Annotated in this window: 18 protein-coding genes and 1 riboswitch; of the genes, 4 read left to right on the top strand and 14 right to left on the bottom strand. The window is 69.3% G+C overall.

The window, feature by feature from the left end:
* Positions 1–23: 23 nt before the first annotated feature.
* The 3 genes from gmhB to glyQ are packed head-to-tail and all read right to left on the bottom strand — an operon-like array spanning position 24 to position 3,724.
* Positions 24–587, bottom strand: a complete 564-nt coding sequence (gmhB, locus tag DFS13_RS20505; RefSeq protein ID WP_006488591.1) for a D-glycero-beta-D-manno-heptose 1,7-bisphosphate 7-phosphatase — start codon at positions 585–587, stop codon at positions 24–26.
* A gap of 10 nt (positions 588–597) precedes the next feature.
* The gene (gene glyS / locus DFS13_RS20510) at positions 598–2,697 is read right to left on the bottom strand and encodes a glycine--tRNA ligase subunit beta (protein WP_006488597.1); all 2,100 of its coding nucleotides are present in this window, start codon (positions 2,695–2,697) and stop codon (positions 598–600) included.
* A gap of 22 nt (positions 2,698–2,719) precedes the next feature.
* Positions 2,720–3,724: a glycine--tRNA ligase subunit alpha gene (glyQ, locus tag DFS13_RS20515; RefSeq protein WP_006488593.1), complete on the bottom strand. Its 1,005-nt coding sequence runs from the start codon at positions 3,722–3,724 to the stop codon at positions 2,720–2,722.
* Positions 3,725–4,007: 283 nt separating this feature from the next.
* Between glyQ and DFS13_RS20520 the strand changes: the two genes are divergently transcribed.
* A complete protein-coding gene (locus DFS13_RS20520) occupies positions 4,008–5,654 on the top strand; it encodes a hypothetical protein (protein WP_111442052.1) in 1,647 nt (548 codons plus the stop codon).
* A 72-nt stretch (positions 5,655–5,726) separates the two neighbouring features.
* Here the strand turns inward: DFS13_RS20520 and lnt are convergent, their stop codons facing one another.
* The 8 genes from lnt to DFS13_RS20555 form a co-directional block, all read right to left on the bottom strand.
* Entirely contained in the window at positions 5,727–7,427 is a 1,701-nt protein-coding gene (gene lnt, locus DFS13_RS20525; RefSeq protein ID WP_111442053.1) for an apolipoprotein N-acyltransferase, read from the bottom strand.
* A 52-nt stretch (positions 7,428–7,479) separates the two neighbouring features.
* A complete protein-coding gene (locus DFS13_RS20530) occupies positions 7,480–8,367 on the bottom strand; it encodes an HlyC/CorC family transporter (RefSeq protein WP_006487531.1) in 888 nt (295 codons plus the stop codon).
* A gap of 294 nt (positions 8,368–8,661) precedes the next feature.
* Entirely contained in the window at positions 8,662–8,811 is a 150-nt protein-coding gene (locus tag DFS13_RS40350; protein ID WP_006497373.1) for a hypothetical protein, read from the bottom strand.
* A gap of 43 nt (positions 8,812–8,854) precedes the next feature.
* Positions 8,855–9,487, bottom strand: a complete 633-nt coding sequence (locus DFS13_RS20535; protein WP_006486595.1) for a gamma-glutamylcyclotransferase — start codon at positions 9,485–9,487, stop codon at positions 8,855–8,857.
* Positions 9,488–9,499: 12 nt separating this feature from the next.
* Positions 9,500–10,276: an rRNA maturation RNase YbeY gene (ybeY, locus tag DFS13_RS20540; protein WP_006497372.1), complete on the bottom strand. Its 777-nt coding sequence runs from the start codon at positions 10,274–10,276 to the stop codon at positions 9,500–9,502.
* Between the two features lie 151 nt (positions 10,277–10,427).
* On the bottom strand, positions 10,428–11,474 hold the full coding sequence (locus DFS13_RS20545; protein WP_006486600.1) for a PhoH family protein: 1,047 nt from the start codon (positions 11,472–11,474) through the stop codon (positions 10,428–10,430).
* A gap of 29 nt (positions 11,475–11,503) precedes the next feature.
* On the bottom strand, positions 11,504–12,877 hold the full coding sequence (gene miaB, locus DFS13_RS20550) for a tRNA (N6-isopentenyl adenosine(37)-C2)-methylthiotransferase MiaB (RefSeq protein WP_006497371.1): 1,374 nt from the start codon (positions 12,875–12,877) through the stop codon (positions 11,504–11,506).
* Between the two features lie 213 nt (positions 12,878–13,090).
* Complete coding sequence (locus DFS13_RS20555) at positions 13,091–14,023, bottom strand: LysR family transcriptional regulator (RefSeq protein ID WP_006486591.1); 933 nt, start codon at positions 14,021–14,023, stop codon at positions 13,091–13,093.
* 147 nt (positions 14,024–14,170) lie between these two features.
* On the opposite strand from DFS13_RS20555, the gene DFS13_RS20560 reads away from it, so the two are divergent.
* From DFS13_RS20560 to ribB, 3 genes are all read left to right on the top strand, one after another.
* The gene (locus tag DFS13_RS20560) at positions 14,171–15,346 is read left to right on the top strand and encodes an MFS transporter (protein ID WP_006497370.1); all 1,176 of its coding nucleotides are present in this window, start codon (positions 14,171–14,173) and stop codon (positions 15,344–15,346) included.
* 219 nt (positions 15,347–15,565) lie between these two features.
* The gene (locus DFS13_RS20565) at positions 15,566–16,255 is read left to right on the top strand and encodes a helix-turn-helix domain-containing protein (protein WP_111442054.1); all 690 of its coding nucleotides are present in this window, start codon (positions 15,566–15,568) and stop codon (positions 16,253–16,255) included.
* 187 nt (positions 16,256–16,442) lie between these two features.
* Positions 16,443–16,591: riboswitch (FMN riboswitch) on the top strand.
* 118 nt (positions 16,592–16,709) lie between these two features.
* Positions 16,710–17,420 carry a 3,4-dihydroxy-2-butanone-4-phosphate synthase gene (gene ribB / locus DFS13_RS20570; RefSeq protein WP_006489272.1) on the top strand — a complete coding sequence of 237 codons (711 nt, stop codon included), beginning with the start codon at positions 16,710–16,712 and terminating at the stop codon, positions 17,418–17,420.
* Positions 17,421–17,490: 70 nt separating this feature from the next.
* Here ribB and DFS13_RS20575 read toward each other — a convergent pair whose 3' ends face one another.
* The 3 genes from DFS13_RS20575 to DFS13_RS20585 all read right to left on the bottom strand — a co-directional run bounded on the left by DFS13_RS20575 (position 17,491) and on the right by DFS13_RS20585 (position 20,218).
* Positions 17,491–18,177: an HAD family phosphatase gene (locus DFS13_RS20575; protein ID WP_034178337.1), complete on the bottom strand. Its 687-nt coding sequence runs from the start codon at positions 18,175–18,177 to the stop codon at positions 17,491–17,493.
* Between the two features lie 188 nt (positions 18,178–18,365).
* Entirely contained in the window at positions 18,366–19,352 is a 987-nt protein-coding gene (gene iolG, locus DFS13_RS20580; protein WP_111442055.1) for an inositol 2-dehydrogenase, read from the bottom strand.
* 38 nt (positions 19,353–19,390) lie between these two features.
* Positions 19,391–20,218 (bottom strand): TIM barrel protein, encoded by an 828-nt coding sequence (locus DFS13_RS20585; protein ID WP_111442056.1) that lies wholly within the window; start codon positions 20,216–20,218, stop codon positions 19,391–19,393.
* Positions 20,219–20,254 lie beyond the last annotated feature (36 nt).

Below are 20,254 nucleotides of genomic sequence, written 5' to 3' on the forward strand. Positions count from 1 at the left end.
GGAGGATGCGCGCGGCAGTCGCATCACTCGTGTTCGTGTGAAAGAAAATCGAGCGCAAACGCGCGCAGGTCGTCGTGGACCTTCGTGCCGGGCGGCAGATTGCCCGCGGCGAGCGTTTTCTTGCCCTTGCCGGTCAGCACGAGGTGCGGCTGGAAGCCGACCGCGACGCCGGCCTGCAGGTCGCGCAGCGAATCGCCGACGACCGGCGTGTGATCGGGATCGATCTCGAAGCGCTCGGCGATCATCTGCATCATGCCGGGTTTCGGCTTGCGGCAGTCGCAATGATCTTCGGCCGTATGCGGGCAGAAGAACACCGCGTCGATGCGCGCGCCGACCGCGGCCGCCGCGCGATGCATTTTCAGGTGCATCTCGTTGAGCGCGGCCATGTCGAACAGCCCGCGACCGATGCCGGACTGGTTGGTCGCGACGACCACGCGGTAGCCCGCGTGGTTGAGCCGGGCGATCGCCTCGAAGCTGCCGGGCAGCGCGATCCATTCGTCGGGCGTCTTGATGAACGCGTCCGAATCGACGTTGATCACGCCGTCCCGGTCGAGGACGACGAGCTTTCGGTTGGGGCTGGTCGGCATCGGGCGGCCCTTATGCGGCGAGCTTCGAGATGTCGGCGACGCAGTTCATCTGCTGGTGCAGCGCGGACAGCAGCGCGAGACGGTTCGCGCGCAGGGCCGGATCTTCCGCGTTGACCATCACGTCGTTGAAGAACGTGTCGACCGGCGCGCGCAGCGCGGCGAGCGCCGACAGCGCGCCCGTGTATGCACGCGCCTCGAGCTGCGACTGCACGTGCGGCGTGACGGCCGCGAGCTGTTCGTGCAGCGCCTTCTCGGCGGCCTCGACGAGCAGCGTCGGCTGCACCGCGCCGTTCGCGCCGCCTTCCGACTTCTTCAGGATGTTCGAGATCCGCTTGTTCGCGGCCGCGAGCGCTTCGGCTTCCGCGAGGCGCGTGAATTCGCGCACCGCGTCGAGACGCGCGACGAGATCGTCGATGCGCGTCGGATTCAGGCTCAGCACCGCGTCGATTTCGCCGGCCGAATAGCCGCGCTCGCGCAGCAGGCCGCGCAGGCGATCCATGAAGAACGCGAAGATCGCGTCGGTCGATTCGGCGACGCCCGGCACGCCGTTAAAGCGTGCATGGGCCGTGCGCAGCAGCGAGACGAGATCGAGCGGCAGCTGCTTTTCGAGCAGCAGGCGCAGCACGCCGAGCGCGTGGCGGCGCAGCGCGAACGGATCCTTCTCGCCGGTCGGCGCGAGGCCGATGCCCCAGATGCCGACGATCGTTTCGAGCTTGTCCGCGAGCGCGACGGCGGTCGACACCGGCGTGGTCGGCAGTGCGTCGCCGGAAAAGCGCGGCTGGTAGTGCTCGGCGCATGCGAGCGCGACGTCGTCGGCTTCGCCGTCGTGGCGCGCGTAGTACGTGCCCATCGTGCCCTGCAGTTCCGGGAACTCGCCGACCATGTCGGTCAGCAGGTCGGCCTTCGCGAGGCGCGCGGCGCGCTTCGCGTGCGCGGTGTCGGCGCCGATCGCAGGGGCGATTTCGCCGGCCAGCGCCTCGAGGCGCTCGACGCGGGCGAGCGCCGAACCGAGCTTGTTGTGATAGACGACGTTCGCGAGTTGCGGCACGCGGTCGGCGAGCGGCTTCTTCTTGTCCTGCTCGAAGAAGAACTTCGCATCGGCGAGGCGCGGGCGCACGACGCGCTCGTTGCCCTCGATGATCTCGCCCGGCGTCTTCGTCTCGATGTTCGACACGATCAGGAAGCGCGAGCGCAGCTTGCCGGCGACGTCGGTCAGCGCGAAATACTTCTGGTTCGTCTGCATCGTGAGGATCAGGCATTCCTGCGGCACCTGCAGGAATTCGTCCTCGAAGCGGCACGGGTAGACGACCGGCCATTCGACCAGCGACGTGACTTCGTCGAGCAGCGATTCGGGCATCACGACCGTGTCGCCGTTCGCATGTTCGTTCAGCTGCGTGCGGATCGTTTCGCGGCGATCGGCGAAGTGCGCGATCACGCGGCCCTTGTCGCGCAGCGTGTCGGCGTACGCGCGGGCGTGCTGGATCGCGACCAGGCCGTCGGACAGGAAGCGGTGGCCGAGCGTCGTGTCGCCGGCGTCGACGCCGAACGCGGTGACGGGCACGATGCGGTCGTCGTGCAGCACCGTCAGGCGATGCACCGGGCGCACGAACTTCACGTCCGAGCCGTCCGGGCGCTGGTACGTCATGAATTTCGGGATCGGCAGCTTCGCGAGCGCCTCGTCGAGCGCGGCCTGCAGGCCGTCGGCGAGCGTGGCGCCGGCCGCCGAGTAATTGATGAAGAACGCTTCGGCCTTGCCGTCCTGCGCGCGCTCGAGATCGGCGATCGACAGGTTCGGGTGGCCGAGCGCCGCGAGCTTCTTCGCGAGCGGGGCCGTCGGCTTGCCTTCGGCGTCGAGCGCGACCGACACGGGCAGGACCTTTTCGCGGACCTGCCGGTCAGGCGCGACGGCGCGCACGTTCTGCACGACGACCGCGAGGCGGCGCGGCGTGGCGTAGCGTTCGAACACGAGTTCGCCTTCGACGAGGTCGCGCGCCGCGAGGCGTTGCGCGAGACCTTCGGCGAATGCGTCGCCGAGGCGCGCGAGGGCCTTCGGCGGCAGCTCTTCGGTCAGCAGTTCGACGAGCAGGGGGGCGGGATGATTGTGCGTCATGGTTGGATTGAATCTCGTCTCGTCAGACCTGATCGATCTTGCGTTCGACCTTGAGCGGCGGCGCCCATGCCGGCTGGGCGGCGTCCTGGGCGTCGGTGGTGAGGCCCGGCACGCCCGGCGGGTTGCCGAGCATCGGGAAGCCGAGCTTCTCGCGCGAGTCGTAGTAAGCCTGCGCGACGAGACGCGACAGTGCGCGGATGCGGCCGATGTACGCGGCCCGCTCGGTCACCGAGATCGCGCCGCGCGCGTCGAGCAGGTTGAACGTGTGGCCGGCCTTCAGCACGAGTTCGTACGCGGGCAGCGCGAGCTGCGCGTCGATCATCTTCTTCGCTTCCGCTTCGTAGCTGTTGAAGAACGTGAACAGCAGGTCGACGTTCGCGTGCTCGAAGTTGTAGGTCGACTGCTCGACCTCGTTTTGGTGGTACACGTCGCCGTACGACAGGCGGCGCAGCTCGGGGCCGTTCGGGCCTTGCTCTTCCCACTCGGTCCACACGAGGTCGTACACGTTCTCGACCTTCTGCAGATACATCGCGAGGCGCTCGAGGCCGTACGTGATCTCGCCGAGCACCGGCTTGCATTCGAGCCCGCCGACTTCCTGGAAATACGTGAACTGCGTGACTTCCATCCCGTTCAGCCACACTTCCCAGCCGAGGCCCCACGCGCCGAGCGTCGGGTTCTCCCAGTCGTCCTCGACGAAGCGCACGTCGTTCTGCTTCAGGTCGAAGCCGAGCGCCTCGAGCGAGCCGAGGTACAGGTCGAGGATGTTTTCCGGCGCCGGCTTGAGCACGACCTGGTACTGGTAGTAGTGCTGCAGGCGGTTCGGGTTTTCGCCATAGCGGCCGTCCTTCGGGCGGCGCGACGGCTGCACGTACGCGGCGCGCCACGGCTCGGGGCCGACCGCGCGCAGGAACGTGTGGACGTGCGACGTGCCCGCGCCGACTTCCATGTCGATGGGCTGGAGCAGGGCGCAACCCTGCTTGTCCCAGTAGGACTGCAGCGTCAGGATGATTTGCTGAAACGTAAGCATGAAGAGCCTTCGTGGCGCTGGCGCTCCGTTGCGGACGGCGCTCCGGGCGGGCCCGGAGGGTCGGCTCGCGCGGCGGCGCGGCTTGTTAGTGTGCTGAAACGCGTAATTTTACCGGATCGGCGACCGGATGCGGCCGGAAGGCCGATGCGGGCATCGCCGCACCGCTCCCGCGGCCTGCGCGCACGCGCGCGGCGCCCCTGCCGCGGCGCGTCGCGCGGGCGGTAAGATGCGCGTATTGCGGCGCGCCACGCGTGCCGCGTCACCGCTTGCCGATGCCGATTGCATGGATGAACCGACCGACATTCTGATTCCGCTCCTTCCGCCGTTCCTCGCGTTGCTCGGCCAGGCCGCCGACGCGCAGGCGCGCGGCGAGCGCGCCGCGCACGAGCTGTGGCTGGCCGCCGCCGCCCATCTGCATGCGGTCGATGCCGACGCGCTCGTGCGGCTCACGACGGCGCTCGTCGCGCGGCAGCGCACGGCCGACGCGCTCGCGCTCGCCGAATGCGCGGTGCGCGCGCAGCCGGGCGCGGCCACACACTTCAACCATGGCTATGCGCTGCAGATGGCCGGCCGTCACGCGGACGCGGTCGCGCCGTACCGCGCGGCGCTCGCGATCGATGCCGGCTGGCCGTCGCTGCGCAACAACCTCGCGATCGCGCTGCGCTTGTCGGGCGCCGATCGCGCGGAAGAGATCGCGTTGCTCGACGCAGCCGTGCAGCACGATCCGCAGGACGTGCAGGCATGGATCAACCTCGTCGTCGCGCGGATCGCGACGCACGACCTGGACGGTGCGCTCGCGTGCGCCGCGCGGCTCGTCGAGCTCGCGCCCGACAACGCGCTCGCGATGAACAACGTCGCGATGGCGATGAAGGAGGCGCAGCGCTGGGACGAGGCCGAGCGCCATGCGGCGCGCGCCTGCGAACTCGCGCCCGACGATGCGTCGTTCCGCTTCAATCTCGCGATCATCCAGCTGGTGCGCGGCAACCACGCGGCCGGTTGGCGTGGCCACGAGGCGCGCTGGGACGGCGCGGGCGAGTTGCGCGGTCGCCGGCCGGCACTGCCGGGCCCGCGCTGGCAGGGCGAGCCGCTCGCCGGCAAGACGCTGCTGGTGTGGGGCGAGCAGGGGCTCGGCGACGTGCTGCAGTTCTGCCGCTTCGTCGTGCCGCTCGCTGAACGCGTGCATCGCGAAGGCGGCCGGCTCGCGTGGAATACGTTTCCGGCGCTCGGCACGCTGATGCAGCGCAGTCTCGGCGCGCACGCGGACGTGTTCGGCGCGGGCGGCGGCATCGACGCGCTGCCGGCATTCGATTACGAAGTGCCGCTGATCGGCCTGCCGCTGATGCTCGGGATGGAGGCGTCGACGCTCGCCGCGTCGGTGCCTTACCTGCGGGCCGAACCACGCGCACGTGATGCATGGCGCGCGCGGCTCGCGGGCGATGGCCGGCTGAAGGTCGGGCTCGTGTGGACGGGCAGCGCGGGCCATCAGCGCAATCCGTTCCGGCGCGTCGGGCTCGAGCGCTATGCCGACGCGTTTCGCGGCATCGACGGCGTCGCGTTCTATTCGCTGCAGCCGGGTGCGGATGCGGATGTCGCCGCCGCGCGCGCGGCGGGCTTTGCGATCGACGACTACACGGCCGAGTTGAAGAGCTTCGACGATACGGCCGCGTTCATCGGCGCGCTCGATCTCGTGATCACCGTGTGCACGTCGGTCGCGCACCTGGCCGGCGCGCTCGGTGCGCGCACCTGGGTGCTGCTCGACGTGAATCCGCACTGGCCGTGGCTGCTCGATCGCGCGGACAGCCCGTGGTATCCGACCGCGACGTTGTACCGGCAGCCGACGTTCGGCGCGTGGGCGCCGGTGATGGAGGAAGTGAGCCGCGATCTGCGCGGCCTTGCCGCGCAGCCGGCGCAACAGGATCGATCGAACTGATCGTCCCGGCCCGCCTGAGCGGCCGGCCGGTTCGTGGTCACGGGCCGCCGCGCGCGGCAGCGGCCCGCTGCATCATGCCGCTTCGTCGCCGCCGGGCTTGCGGCCGTTGCGCCGCCGCAGCCCGGGCCCGAACGTGAAGCCGAACGCGAGCAGCACGAGCGACACCGCAAGCACGATGTTGTTGCCGCTCGTCACGTACGGCGTGAAGCCGCTCGTGCCTTCGATCCGCACGTCGAGCGAGCCGATCGTGAACGGCTTCAACTGGCCGAGCACGCGGCCGTGCGCGTCGATCGCGGCCGTCATCCCGGTGTTGGTCGAGCGCAGCATCGGCCGGCCCGTTTCGAGCGAGCGCATCCGGGCGATCTGCAGGTGCTGGTCGAGCGCGATCGTGTCGCCGAACCACGCGAGGTTCGTCACGTTGACGAGCACGCCCGGCGGCTGCGGGTTGTCGCGGATCGTCGCGGCGATTTCCTCGCCGAACAAGTCCTCGTAGCAGATGTCGGCCATCACCGGCTGGTTGTGCACGAGGAACGGCTTCTGCACGGGCGCGCCGCGCGCGAAGTCGCCGAGCGGCATCTTCATCAGGTCGACGAACCACCGGAAGCCCCACGGAATGAACTCGCCGAAGGGCACGAGGTGGTGCTTGTCGTAGTGATAGATGTCGCGCGAGTTCGGCGTCACGCCGTACAGGCTGTTCGTGTAGTCGACGTAGTGGCCGTCCTCGGTCACCGACGCGCCGACCGCGCCGAACAGCACGGCCGAGCCGGTCGTGTCGCTGAACTTGCGGATCGCGACCGCGAACGGCTCGGGCAGCTCCTGGATCATCACCGCGATCGCGGTCTCGGGCGTGACGATCAGGTCGGCCGGCTTCTCGACGATCATCTGCTGATACATCTTGATCGCTGCGTCGATGCCTTCCTGCTCGAACTTGATGTCCTGCTTCACGTTGCCCTGCAGCAGCCGCACGGTGAGCGGCGCGTTCGCGGGCACGGTCCAGGTGACCTGCGACAGTCCGAGGCCGGCCGCGACGAGCGCGACGGCGATGCCGGCCGGCGCGGCGACGCGCACGCGGACGTTGCCGCCGGATGCACCGGCTCCGTTGTCACGCACCGGCGACGGACGCGCGGCGACGAGCGCCTGCACGACCAGTGCGGCGAACAGCGCGAGCACCCACGCGATCCCGTACACGCCGACCACCGGCGCAAAGCCGGCGAACGGGCCGTCGACCTGCGGGTAGCCGCTGCCGAGCCACGGAAAGCCGGTGAACACGGTGCCGCGCAGCCATTCGCCGAGCGCCCACGCGCTCGCGAACGCAAACGCGCCGTGCCAGGTCGGCGAGAACGGCCGCGGGTCGGGCGCGCGGCGATGCCACGCATGGCCCGCGCAGAACGACCACAGCCCGGCCGAGAACGCCGGGTACAGCGACAGGTACAGCGAGAACAGCACGAGCGCGCCGCCCGCGAGCGGCGCGGCCATCTCGCCGTACACGTGCATGCTGATGTAGAGCCACCAGACGCCGCTGATGAAGTTGCCGAAGCCGAACGCGCCGCCGGTGAGCGCGGCGCCGCGCCAGCTCGACGTGCGCGTCAGCTGTGCGAAAAACCAGACGAATACGACGAGCTGCAGCCAGCCGCCGTGCGGCGTGGGCGCGAAGCTGAGCGTATTGGCGGCGCCGGCGAGCAGCGCGGCCGGATAATGCCAGCGCGGCAGCGCGCGGCCGGGGGCCGGCGCGAGAAGGCCGCCAGCCGGGCGGGACGGGATCGGATCGTCCATGTGAAGCGGAAGTGGGCGAGCGGTTGAAGGAGGCGCGGCTGGCGCGGAACGGTCAGTCTTCGTGCGAGGTTTCGGCGCGACGGCTGGCGAGCGGGTTGCGGCGCACCAGCAGCACATGAACCTGGCGCGCATCGCCGCGCTGGATTTCGAACGCGAGGTTGCCGAGCTGCAGCTTCTCGCCGCGGTGCGGCACGCGTCCGAAATGATGGGTGATCAGCCCGCCGATCGTGTCGACTTCGTCGTCGGGGAAATCGGTGCCGAACACCTCGTTGAATTGTTCGATCTCGGTGAGCGCACGCACGCGGTAGCGGCCGTCCGGCCCCGCGATGATGTTGCCGGCTTCCTCGTCGAAGTCGTATTCGTCCTCGATGTCGCCGACGATCTGTTCGAGCACGTCCTCGATCGTGATCAGGCCCGCGACGCCGCCGTATTCGTCGACGACGATCGCCAGGTGGTTGCGGTTCACGCGGAAGTCGTGCAGCAGCACGTTCAGGCGCTTCGATTCCGGAATGAACACGGCCGGGCGCAGCATCCCGCGCACGTCGAACTCTTCCTCGGCGTAGAAGCGCAGCAGGTCCTTCGCGAGCAGCACGCCGATCACGTTGTCGCGGTTCTCCTCGTACACGGGGTAGCGCGAGTGCGCCTTTTCGAGGACGAACGGGATGAAATCCTCGGGCTTGTCGGCGATGTTGATCGCGTCCATCTGCGCGCGCGGCACCATGATGTCGCGGGCGCACAGATCGGATACCTGGAACACGCCTTCGATCATCGACAGCGAATCGGCGTCGATCAGGTTGCGTTCGTGGGCGTCCTGGAGGATTTCCAGCAGCTCGCCGCGGGATTCGGGCTCGGGCGAGATGAAGTCGGTCAGGCGCTCGAGCAGCGAGCGCTTTTCTTGCGGTTTGTCGGTTGACTTACGACTGGGATACGAATCGTTCATGGTGGTGCGCCCGGGTCATGCCGGGGCGCGCGGTCACGGAGTAGGCAAGGATACACCAAGGGCACGACGCGACCGTGTCACCCCGGCCGCACGGCCAGGATGGGCGGCTCGCGCGGGCCCGCTCGCGGACGGCCGCGCCGGGCGCGACATCGTCCTCGGGTCCATCCTAGCGCAGAAAGAGTCGGCGGGGCGCGGCGGCAAAAAAACGGCGGCGGCAAGGGCGGCGCGGCCCGACGCGGGACATCGGTCGTGAGCGCGGCATTCTGCCGCAGGCGGGCGCCGCCGGCGCGCGGTTCAGAACCGCATGCCGGCCGAGCAGCCGCCGGCGGCCGCGCCGTTGGTCGCGGCGCCGCCGCAGCCGAGGATTCCGCAGCCGGACAGCGCGACGCTCGCGGCGACGAGCAGCGCGGCGATCCTGCCGCGCGACCAGTTTGACGGTTTCATCGGGGATGTCCTCGTTCGGATGCGCGGGCGGCGTGGTGTCGCATCACCGGCATCGCGCCAGCAGCCCTTCCAGCGCGCGGTCGGGGATGCCGCTCGCGCGCAGCGCGTCGACCGTGCGGCTCACGTAGTCGAGCGTCGTGCCGTAGCGGCCGGCCGCGCAACTGAACACTTCCTTCACGACGGGATCGGTCAGCTTGCCCGTATAGGTCGGTGCATCGCGGCGCATCACGAACGCGAGCGCGTTCACGCGTTCGCCGGTCTCGAGCGAGCACGGCAGCCACGCGGGCCGGTACGAGCCCATCGGCATCTCGCGCTTCCACAGCGTCTCGAGATGCGGCTGCGCGGTCGGGCCGGAGAGCCGGAACGCGATGCCCGAGCACGAGCCGCCGCGATCGAGCGCGAGCACGAGGCCCGGCCGTTCGGGGGTGCCGCGGTTCACGCGCGACCACAGGTAGAGCCCGCGGTGATAGCCGTGCACCTTGCCGCGTACGGCGGCGACGGTCGGCAGCCCGGGGTTCCAGATCAGCGAGCCATAGCCGAACAGCCACAGATCCTGCCGGCCGTCCCAGTCGCGCATCGTATGCGCGAGCGACGCCGCGAGCTCGTCTTCCGTCAGCAGACGGCCTTCGCCGATCGACGGCGGGTAGGCGGGCGGCAGCATCGCGGCGTTACGCATCGGGCGGACGGCTTACTGGTACGGGTTCGGGAAACCCAGTTTAGCGAGGATGTCGACTTCGAGCGCTTCCATTTCGGCCGCGTCCTCGTCGCTGGTCTCGTGGTCGTAGCCCTGCGCGTGCAGCGCGCCGTGCACCAGCAGGTGCGCGTAATGGGCCATGAGCGGCTTGCCCTGGTCGTGCGCTTCCTTCTCGACCACCGGGCAACACAGCACCAGGTCGCCGATCACGGTGCCGTCGGGCGCCGCGTCGTACGCGAAGGTCAGCACGTTGGTCGGATAGTCCTTGTGGCGGTAGCCGGCGTTCAGCGTACGGCCTTCGTTCTCGCCGACGAAGCGCACGGTGAGCTGCGCGCTCGCGAACAGCGCCGGCTCGAGCCATTCGGCGATCAGCTTGCGCTTGGGGAGCGTCTTGCGCACGTCGCTCGTGATCTCGTCGCCGTACTGCACCGACAGGTCGAGTTCCAGCGCGCGCGGCTCGTCTTCCGGGTCGTCCTCGCGCGGCGCGAACTCGGCGCCGACGTGCAGCGTCACGCTGTCGTAATGCTCGGGTTGCAGCGCGAGCTTCGCGCGCATCGCCGGATCGTTGTGCTGCGCGACGATCGCGACGGCCGCGTCGCCCGAGCTGCCCGACAGGTCGAACATCAGGCTGCGGCCGTCCGGGAAGTCGATCCGCAGCCCTTGCGCGTTGACGGTGCGGGCTTTGCCCTTCGCGTCGAATAGCGAAAGGCGGGGGGATTCGGACGCGGCGGACTGGGCGCGACCGGACTTGCGGGAACGGGAGGATTTCATGACGCGTGCGGCGATTGGGACGCGTTGAGGATACACCAAACGGCCGATCGCGCCCGAATTCGGCCGGGCTGCGCGCGGGTGAAAAAAAGCCCGGCGCGCCATGACGGCGGGCCGGGCCGGCAGGCCTGGGGCAGCGCACGCGCGCCGCCGCTCAGCCGTCCTGGTGCTGCGCGTGGAATTCGTCGTACGCCTCGACGATGCGCGCGACGAGCGGATGGCGCACCACGTCCGCGCTCGTGAAGCGGGTGAGCGCGATGCCGCGCACGCCGCCGAGCACCTGCTGCGCCTCGACGAGGCCGCTCTTGTGGCCGCGCGGCAGGTCGACCTGGCTCGTGTCGCCCGTCACGACGGCCTTCGAGCCGAAGCCGATCCGCGTGAGGAACATCTTCATCTGCTCGGGCGTCGTGTTCTGCGCCTCGTCGAGGATGATGAACGCGTGGTTCAGCGTGCGGCCGCGCATGTACGCGAGCGGCGCGATCTCGATCATCTGGCGCTCGAACATCTTGGCCGTCTTGTCGAAGCCGAGCAGGTCGTACAGCGCGTCGTACAGCGGACGCAGGTACGGGTCGACCTTCTGCGCGAGATCGCCGGGCAGGAAGCCGAGCCGCTCGCCGGCCTCGACGGCCGGGCGCGTCAGCACGATCCGCTTGACCTGGTCGCGCTCGAGCGCGTCGACCGCGCACGCGACCGCGAGGTAGGTCTTGCCGGTGCCGGCCGGCCCGATGCCGAACGTCACGTCGTGCGACAGGATCTGCTTCAGGTATTCGCGCTGGGCGGGCGTGCGGCCGCGCAGGTCGGCGCGCCGCGTGTAGAGCTTCGGCGCCGGCTCTTCGTCCGGCTCGTCCGCGTCGAGCTGCACGACCGGTTCGTCGAACGGATGATCGGGGTCGCCGCGAAAGCGCACGTCGAGCGTGTCCTGGCGGCCGTTGCCGGCCGTGTGGCGCACCTCGACCAGCGCGAGCTGGATGTCGTCGACCGACAGCGGATCGCGCGCGCGGTTGTAGAAGTTTTCGAGCGCGGCGAGCGCGAGCTTGGCGCCGCGCCCGCGGATCGTGATCCGGTGGCCGCGCCGCGCGAGCGTGACGTCGAGCGCCTGTTCGATCTGCCGCAGGTTCTCGTCGAGCGGGCCGCAGAGGTTGGCGAGGCGCGCGTTGTCGTCGCGCGGGGCGGTGAATTCCAGTGCTTGGACGGTCTTCAAAGTAGCGTCGGGCTCCTGTCGGGCGTCAATCAGTGGGTGGCCGCGCTCGCGTCGTCGCTGACGATCACGAGCTCGCCGCGCAGCGAGTGCGGGTACGCATGGTTGATCTTCACGTCGATCATCTGGCCGATCAGGCGCGGGTGCGACGCGAGCGGCGCCGGGAAATTCACGACCCGGTTGTTCTCGGTGCGGCCCGCGAGTTCGTTCGGGTCCTTGCGCGACGGGCCCTCGACGAGGATCCGCTCGACCTTCCCGACCATCGACTGGCTGATGCGCGCGACGTTCTCCTCGATCGTCGCCTGCAGATGTTGCAGGCGTTTGAGCTTCACGTCGCGCGGCGTGTCGTCGGCGAGGTTCGCGGCCGGCGTGCCGGGGCGCGGGCTGTAGATGAACGAGAAGCTGGTGTCGTAGCTCATCTCGTGCACGAGCGCCATCATCTTGTCGAAATCGTCCTCGGTCTCGCCGGGGAAGCCGACGATCATGTCGGTCGACAGCGACAGGTCGGGGCGGATCGCGCGCAGCTTGCGGATCACCGACTTGTATTCGAGCACCGTGTAGCCGCGCTTCATCGCCATCAGGATGCGGTCGGAACCGTGCTGGACCGGCAGGTGCAGGTGGTTCACGAGCTTCGGCACCTTCGCGTAGGTGTCGATCAGGCGCTGCGTGAATTCCTTCGGATGCGACGTCGTGTAGCGGATCCGCTCGATGCCGGGGATGTCGGCGACGTATTCGATCAGCGTCGCGAAATCGGCGATCTCGGACGAGCCGGCCGCCAGCGCGCCGCGGTAGGCGTTCACGTTCTGGCCGAGCAGCGTGACTTCGCGCACGCCCTGGTCGGCGAGGCCGGCCACTTCGGTCAGCACGTCGTCGAGCGGGCGCGACACTTCATCGCCGCGCGTGTACGGCACCACGCAGTAGCTGCAGTACTTCGAGCAGCCTTCCATGATCGACACGAACGCGCTCGGCCCCTCGACGCGCGCGGGCGGCAGGTGGTCGAACTTCTCGATTTCGGGGAACGTGATGTCGACCTGCGCGCGGCCGCTCGCGCGGCGCGCGTCGATCATCTGCGGCAGGCGGTGCAGGGTCTGCGGGCCGAACACGAGGTCGACGTACGGCGCGCGCGACACGATCGACGCGCCTTCCTGGCTCGCGACGCAGCCGCCGACGCCGATCAGCAGGCCGGGCTTCGCTTCCTTCAGCTCGCGCACGCGGCCGAGATCGGAGAACACCTTTTCCTGCGCCTTTTCACGCACCGAGCACGTGTTGAACAGGATGATGTCCGCGTCTTCCGGCGTGTCGGTCTTTTCGAGGCCTTCGGCCGCGTTGAGCACGTCCACCATCTTGTCCGAGTCGTACTCGTTCATCTGGCAGCCGAAGGTCTTTACGTAAACTTTCTTGGTCATGGGGATTCGCCGTTCGCAGTGGTTGACCTGGGGGCGTCGTCAAGGGTGAGTCGGGACGGCCGTGCGCGGCACACGAATCGCGCGCACGGACAGGAAAGGCCGTCGGGAAAGCCTTCCATTATAGCTTTTCATGCCAAGACGGACGGGCGGCCGGTTGCGGGCGCGCGACGCCGGTTTTCGCGTTCCGACCCCGGAGTGGTGGCGACCCGGCCGTCAGCGACACGCGTTCAGCAGGTCGTCGAGCGCGGCTTCCTCGCGCGCGAAGCGTTCGGCGAGAAAGTCGAGCAGCACGCGCACGCGCGGCGCCATGTAGCGCTTGCTGTGATAGATCGCGTGCAGCGGCGCGTCCTGGTGCCGCCACTCGGGCAGCAGCACGCGCAGCCGGCCCGCGCGGACGTCGTCGGCGATGTCCCACAGCGACTTCAGCGCAATGCCGTGGCCGCGCAGCGTCCATTCGCGCGTGAGCCCGCCGTCGTTGGTCTCGAACGCCGTCGACACGGGCACCGTGTGGATCTGCACTTCGTCGCCGCGCGTGAAGTGCCAGGTGTTCATCGGGCCGGACGCGATCGTGATCACGTTGCACGGAAAACGGGCCAGATCGTGCGGATCGGCCGGCACGCCATGGCGCTCGACGAACGACGGCGCCGCGCACAGCACGCGCCGGTTGGTCGCGAGCCGGCGGGCGATCAGCGCGCCGTCGGGCGGCGCGGCGAAGCGGATCGCGAGGTCGATCTCGTCCTGCCACAGGTTCGACGACGAATCGGACGCCGTCAGCGAGAACGTGACGCCCGGATGCAGCGTCGTGAATTCGTGGAGCCAGTCGAGCAGCTGATGGCGGCCGAAATCGGACGTCGACGACAGCCGCACCTTGCCGCTCACGACATTGCGGCCTTCCTGCAGCATCGCGTCCGCGTCGTCGAGCGCCTGCAGCGCCTGGCGGCAGCAGTTCAGGTACAGCTTGCCTTCGTCGGTGAGCCGCAATTGCCGCGTCGAGCGTTCGAACAGCCGCGTCGCGATCTTCGCCTCGAGCTTCGCGAGCCGCGCGCTCGCGGCGGCCGGCGTGAGGTTCAGCTTGCGCCCGGCGGCGGACAGGCTGCCCAGCTCCGCCGCCTCGACGAACAGCCGGATGTCGCCCAGTCGGTCCATGCGATTTTCCAGAAATATTTGAAAATGGTTCAAATGCCACGCCAATTATCAAATATAGACGTCTTCGGGACAATGCGCGCACATCCCGCTTTTTTGTGCGGTGCGGCACCGATCGGGCGCCGCGGCCGCCGCCTTCCGGAGAACGTCATGCCCATTCCGTTACTGGCGCTCGCGATCAGCGCCTTCGCCATCGGCACCACCGAATTCATCATCATGGGCTTGCTGCCCGAAGTTGCGCACGACCTGGCCGTGTCGCTGCCGTCGGCCGGCCTGCTCGTCACCGGCTACGCGCTCGGCGTCGCGGTCGGCGCGCCGCTGCTCGCGGTGCTGACGAGCCGCATGCCGCGCAAGGCCGCGCTGCAGTTGCTGATGGCGATCTTCATCGTCGGCAACGTGCTGTGCGCGACCGCGTCCGGCTACGCGATGCTGATGGTCGCGCGCGTCGTCACGTCGTTCGCGCACGGTTCGTTCTTCGGCATCGGTGCGGTGGTCGCCGCGTCGCTCGTGCCGGCCGACAAGCGCGCGAGCGCGATCGCGCTGATGTTTACCGGACTTACGCTGTCGAACGTGCTCGGCGTGCCGTTCGGCACGTTCGTCGGCCAGTTGCTCGGCTGGCGCGCGTCGTTCTGGATCGTCGCCGCGCTCGGCGTGCTGGCGCTCGGCGGCGTGGCCGCGCTGGTGCCGAACCGCCACGACAGCGGGCCGGTCGGCCTCGGCCACGAAGTGCGCGTGCTGAAGGAGCCGCAGGTGTGGCTCGCGCTGCTGATGACCGTGCTCGGCTTCGGCGGCGTGTTCGTGGTGTTCACGTACATCGCGCCGATTCTCGAGACCGTGTCGGGCTACTCGCCGCGCGCGGTCGCGCTGATCCTCGTGCTGTTCGGCGCGGGGCTGACGATCGGCAATACGATCGGCGGCAAGCTCGCCGACCGCGCGCTGATGCCGTCGCTGATCGCGATCCTCGTCGCGCTGATGGCCGTGATGGCCGTGTTCGCGAAGACGAGCCACCTGCCGGTCGCGGCGGCCGTCACCGTATTCGTCTGGGGGATCGCCGCGTTCGCGACGGTGCCGCCGCTGCAGGCGCGCGTGGTCGAGAAGGCCGCGAGCGCGCCGCATCTCGCGTCGACGCTGAACATCGGCGCGTTCAACGTCGGCAATGCGGGCGGTGCGTGGCTCGGCGGCCTCGCGCTGGAACACGGCTTCGCGCTCGATGCGCTGCCGTGGGTCGCGGTCGCGGTGACGTTCGCGGCGCTGATCGTCACGTGGCTCGCGATGCGGCTCGACGCGCGCGGCCCGGCCCGCGGCGCCGCGCCGGCGGCCCAGTGAGCGTCGGCCCCGGCGCGCCGACGGCGACGCCATAGCGGCAGGAAAAGGTTCGCGAGAAACGCATTCCTCCGCGATGCTGATAACGGTGTGAAGATAACTTCGTTTGCCCGTGCCAGGCCGGGTGATAGCGTCTCGATACGCGCCAATGACCGGCGCAACCCGATTCCGATTCCGGCTTACCCCCTACGCAGGGCCGCGCGGCGGCCCGGAGGCAATGCTATGTCTTCATCCCTGGCGCTCGTGCGCGACGTGTCTTCCTTCGAGTCCGGCCATGCCGCCGACCTGCGCGCGTCCGCGTCGCTCGACGTGCTCGAGCAGGTCGTCGGCGTGAACCTCGCGCGCTTGCGCGCCGAGCGGCAACTGTCGCTCGATGCGCTCGCGCGGCTGTCCGGCGTGTCGCGCGCGATGCTCGCGCAGATCGAATCGGCGCGCAGCGTGCCGTCGATCAAGGTGCTCTGCAAGATCGCCGCGGCGCTGAAGGTGTCGGTCGCCGCGTTCCTGCGGCGCCACGCGGTGAACGGTTTCGAGCACCTGGCGGCCGAGCGCGCGTCGCGCGTCGTCAGCTCGAACGGCCGTTTCTCGGCGCGTGCGCTGTATCCGGAAGGCGAGCCGGCCGCGGCCGAATTCCACGAGCTGCGCATCGCGCCGCTGCATACGGAGCCCGGCGCGCGTAGCGCCCCCGGCACGACGGTCAACCTCGTCGTCAGCGAAGGCACGCTCGAAGTCAGCGTGCACGATCGCCGCCAGTTGCTCGCAACCGGCGACGCGATCGTGTTCGATGCCGACCAGCCGTACAGCCTGCGCAACCCGGGCGACAGCGAAGCGCGGGCGTTTCGCGTGACGGTGAGCCCCGAGGTGCCGCCGCGCTGGCTTGTGCCCGACGCGGCGCACACGGCGGCCGCCAACTGATCGCGCGGGCCGCGCGGCGCGACTGCGCTCCCGGATCCTCGCGGGATCGCGGGCGGGTGCGTCGGCCGTTCGGACGATGCCGTTAGACAGGGTCGTCAGTAAGGTTTTACCGGTAGTGGGCTGCGCGTCGCGCGCGGCTGTTGTATGCTTGGCCCGCCGGTGACGGGGCGTTCCCGTCCGGCAATCAGTGCGTCTTCAGGGCGGGGCGAAATTCCCCACCGGCGGTAGGCTGGCGTAAGCCGGCGAGCCCGCGAGCGCCCGCGCATCCGCGCGGGGTCAGCAGATCTGGTCGAATGCCAGAGCCGACGGTCACAGTCCGGATGAGAGAAGATGTGCAGATAGTCATGTCCGTCAGGGCCGCTTCGCGCTGCGTGCGAAGCGGGTTGTCGTTCTGTCTGTTTGCAATGCCCTGAAACGTTTTTCGCCCAAATCGTATTTGCGAGGAGCGTTTCACATGTCCTTGATGTCCGTTTCGTCGGCGCCTGCCGACGCCTTTGCCGATCTCCCGTTGCTGGATTCCGAACCGGTGCCGCCGCGCATCGCCGCTGCGCTCGACGCGATGCGCGCAGGCCGCGCGGTCGTGCTGCAGGACGACCACGACCGCGAGAACGAAGCCGACCTGATCGTCGCCGCCGAGCGCATCACGCCCGAGACGATGGCGCTGTTGATCCGCGAGTGCAGCGGCATCGTCTGCCTGTGCCTGACCGACGACACGGTGCGCGCGCTCGAGCTGCCGCCGATGGTGCAGACCAACGAAAGCCGCAACGGCACCGCGTTCACCGTGTCGATCGAGGCGCGCGAAGGCGTGCATACCGGGGTGTCGGCCGCCGATCGCGTGACGACGATCCGCGCGGCGATCGCCGACGGCGCGAAGCCGCACGACATCGTGCGCCCCGGCCACGTGTTTCCGTTGCGTGCGCAACCGGGCGGCGTGCTGGCGCGCCGCGGTCATACCGAAGGCACGGTCGACCTGTCGATCCTCGCGGGCCTGAAGCCGGCCGGCGTACTGTGCGAGCTGATGAATCCGGACGGCACGATGACGCGCGGCGACGATGTCGAGCGCTTCGCGCAGCGGCACGGGCTGCCGATGCTGACGATCGCGGAACTCGTCGAGTTCCGCGAGGCGCTGGCCGCGGCGCGCGAACGCTGCTGCGAGCCGGCCTGAGCGAAGGAAGGCGGGCGCGTACGCGCGCCCGCGGCATGGCCGGATCGACCCGGTCCGGCCCGAATGACGATCAGGACTGCACGTCGCCGAATTCGCCGCGCATGCCGGCTTCGACGAGCGCCGGCAGTTCGTCCATCCGGCGCATGATCCGCGTGATGCCCATCGCGCGCAGCGCGTCCGCGTAGTTGTCGGGGATGTGGCTCGCGCCGACGAACGCGATCGTCTTCATCCCGGCCGCCCGCGCGGCATTCAGCCCCGAGATGCTGTCCTCGACGACGACGCAGCGCGCCGGCTCGACGCCGAGCGTGTGCGCCGCATGCAGGTAGACGTCGGGGTAGGGCTTCGGCCGCGCGACCTGTTCGGAACTGAACACGCGCTCGCCGAAGATCTCGGTGAGCGACGCGCGCTTCAGCGAATTGCGCACGCGCACGAGCCGGCTGTTCGACACGACGGCGGCCGGCAGCGTGACCTTCAGCAATGCGTCGCGCACGCCGCTGATCGGTGCGAGCGATTGCGCGAGCGCGATTTCGATGTTGTGCTCGATGGTTTCGATGAAGTTGGCGGGCATCTCGATGCCGAAGCGGGATTCGATGCCGGTGAGGAAGCGCGACGTCTGCTGGCCGAATGCCGACTTCGCGGCGGCTTCGAAATCGAGGTTGGGGAACGTGGCGGACAGCGTGTCGAGCAGCACGCGGTCGGCGATGACTTCGCTGTCGACGAGCACGCCGTCGCAGTCGCAGATGAGGTGATCGAGCATGGTGATGAAAACGCGGGATATCGGCGACGCCGATCGATTCGCCATCATACGTGCTTTCATGCGCCTGCCGCGCGACGTGGCGGCAAATTTGCCCGATGCGGCCGTGCTACTGCGGCAACGCGTGCCCAGGTGCCGCCGGTCGTGCGGCTGCGGCGACCCGGTTGCGCGGGCCGCCGCCGTTCACGGCGTCACAGCGCGATCACGCGCCCCGTTTTCCACGACGTCATCGCGGCTTCGGCCAGCTCGAGCGCGGCGAGCCCGTCGTCGATCGTCGTCCGGACCGGCGTGCCGTCGCGCAGCGCGTCGACGAAGTGCGCGATCTCGGCCGCGTACGCGTGCCGGTAGCGTTCGAGGAAGAACGGCTCCGGCACGTCCGTCGCGATGCCGCCCGCGAGCCAGGCGCTCACCTCGGTCGGCCGCACGTTGCCGGCCTGCAGCATCCCGTGGCTGCCGAGCAGCTCGAAGCGCTGGTCGTAACCGTAGGCCGCGCGCCGCGACGTGTTGATCTGGCACAGCAACCCGCGCCGCGTGCGGATCGTCACGGCGGTCGAATCGATGTCGCCCGCGTCGTGCACGGCCGGATCGGTCAGGCAACTGCCCGTCGCGTGCAGCGTCTGCGCTTCGTCGCCGAGGATCCAGCGGAACACGTCGAAGTCGTGGATCAGCATGTCCTTGAAAATGCCGCCCGAGCTGCGAATGTAGTCGGCGGGCGGCGCGCCCGGATCGCGGCTCGTGACGACCAGCATTTCCGGCGCGCCGATCTCGCCGCGCTCGACGCGCGCCTTCAGCGCCGCGAAGGTCGGGTCGAAGCGGCGCTGAAAGCCGATCATGCAGGTCACGCCGGCGCGCCGCACGACGTCCGCGCATGCACGCGAGCGTTCGACGGTGAGGTCGACCGGTTTCTCGCAGAACACCGCCTTGCCCGCGTTCGCGGCGGCGACGATGAGATCCGCGTGCGTGTCGGTGCTCGACGCGATCACGACAGCCTGCACCGACGCGTCGCCGAGCGCGCGCTCGACGTCGGCGACCTGCGCGCCGTGCATGCGGGCGAGCGCTTCCGCCGACGGCGCGTGCCGGTCGATCACGTATGTCAGTTTCGCGCCCGGCTGGCGCGCGAGATTCGCCGCGTGGATCTTGCCGATGCGGCCCGCGCCGAACAAAGCGAATTCGATCATTCCGTTCTCCTGTGGATTGCGTTGTCTTGCCGATGCGCTCAGCGATCCGCCAGTGCGCCGCGCACGTAGTCGATGCTCGCCCGCAGCCGGTCTTCGATGTCGTCGGCTTCGGCGATCTCGCTCGCGAACGGCTCGAACGACAGCGCGCCGCGGTAGCCGCGCGCGAGCAGTTCGCGCAGTTGCCGGATGTTGCCGAGCCGGTCGGCGCCGCCGACCAGCACGCGGTGGCCATCGCGCATCCGCTCGATCGGCAGGTCGGCTTCCTCGACGCCCGAGATGTGCACGAGGCCCGTCAGGTTCGGGAAGAAGATGTCCTCGCCGGCGAGATGATGGTGGAACGTGTCGTGCACGAGCCGGAACACCGGCTCGCCCGCCGCCGCGTAGATGCCCTTTACCGCGTCCGACTTGCGGCGCAGCGCGCATTCCTCGAAACCGAGCGGCTCGATGAAGCCGAGCAGGCCGCGGGCCGCGAGGATCGGTTTCAGCGCCTGCAGCGCCGTCACGAGATCCGCGTGGCGGGCGTCCGCGCTGCGCGTGTCGGCGCGGCTGTTGGTCGGGCACAGCACCAGCGCACGCGCGCCGCATTGCGCCGCGTAATCGGCCAGCGCGGTCGCCTCGTCCGCGCGCCCGGCGTTCCACTGCTCGAAGCGCTGCAGCGCGTTGATCGTCAGGATCGTCACGCCGCCGGCCTCGGCCGTTGCGCGCACGGCGGCGGCCGGCGTGCCGTCGGCGAGCTCGACGCCGTCGAGATCGTTGCGGATCTCGATCGTGTCGACACCGAGGCGACGGCACAGCGCGACGTAGCGGTCGAACGGCAAGCGCGGCGCGCTCATCCGGTTCAGCGAAAAGTGGCAGGCTTGCGTCATCGTTCTGTCCTTGGAGCTTGAGTGGGGCGTGGGGGG

The sequence above is a fragment of the Burkholderia sp. 28_3 genome, from assembly GCF_003253915.1.
GTDB lineage: Bacteria > Pseudomonadota > Gammaproteobacteria > Burkholderiales > Burkholderiaceae > Burkholderia > Burkholderia cenocepacia.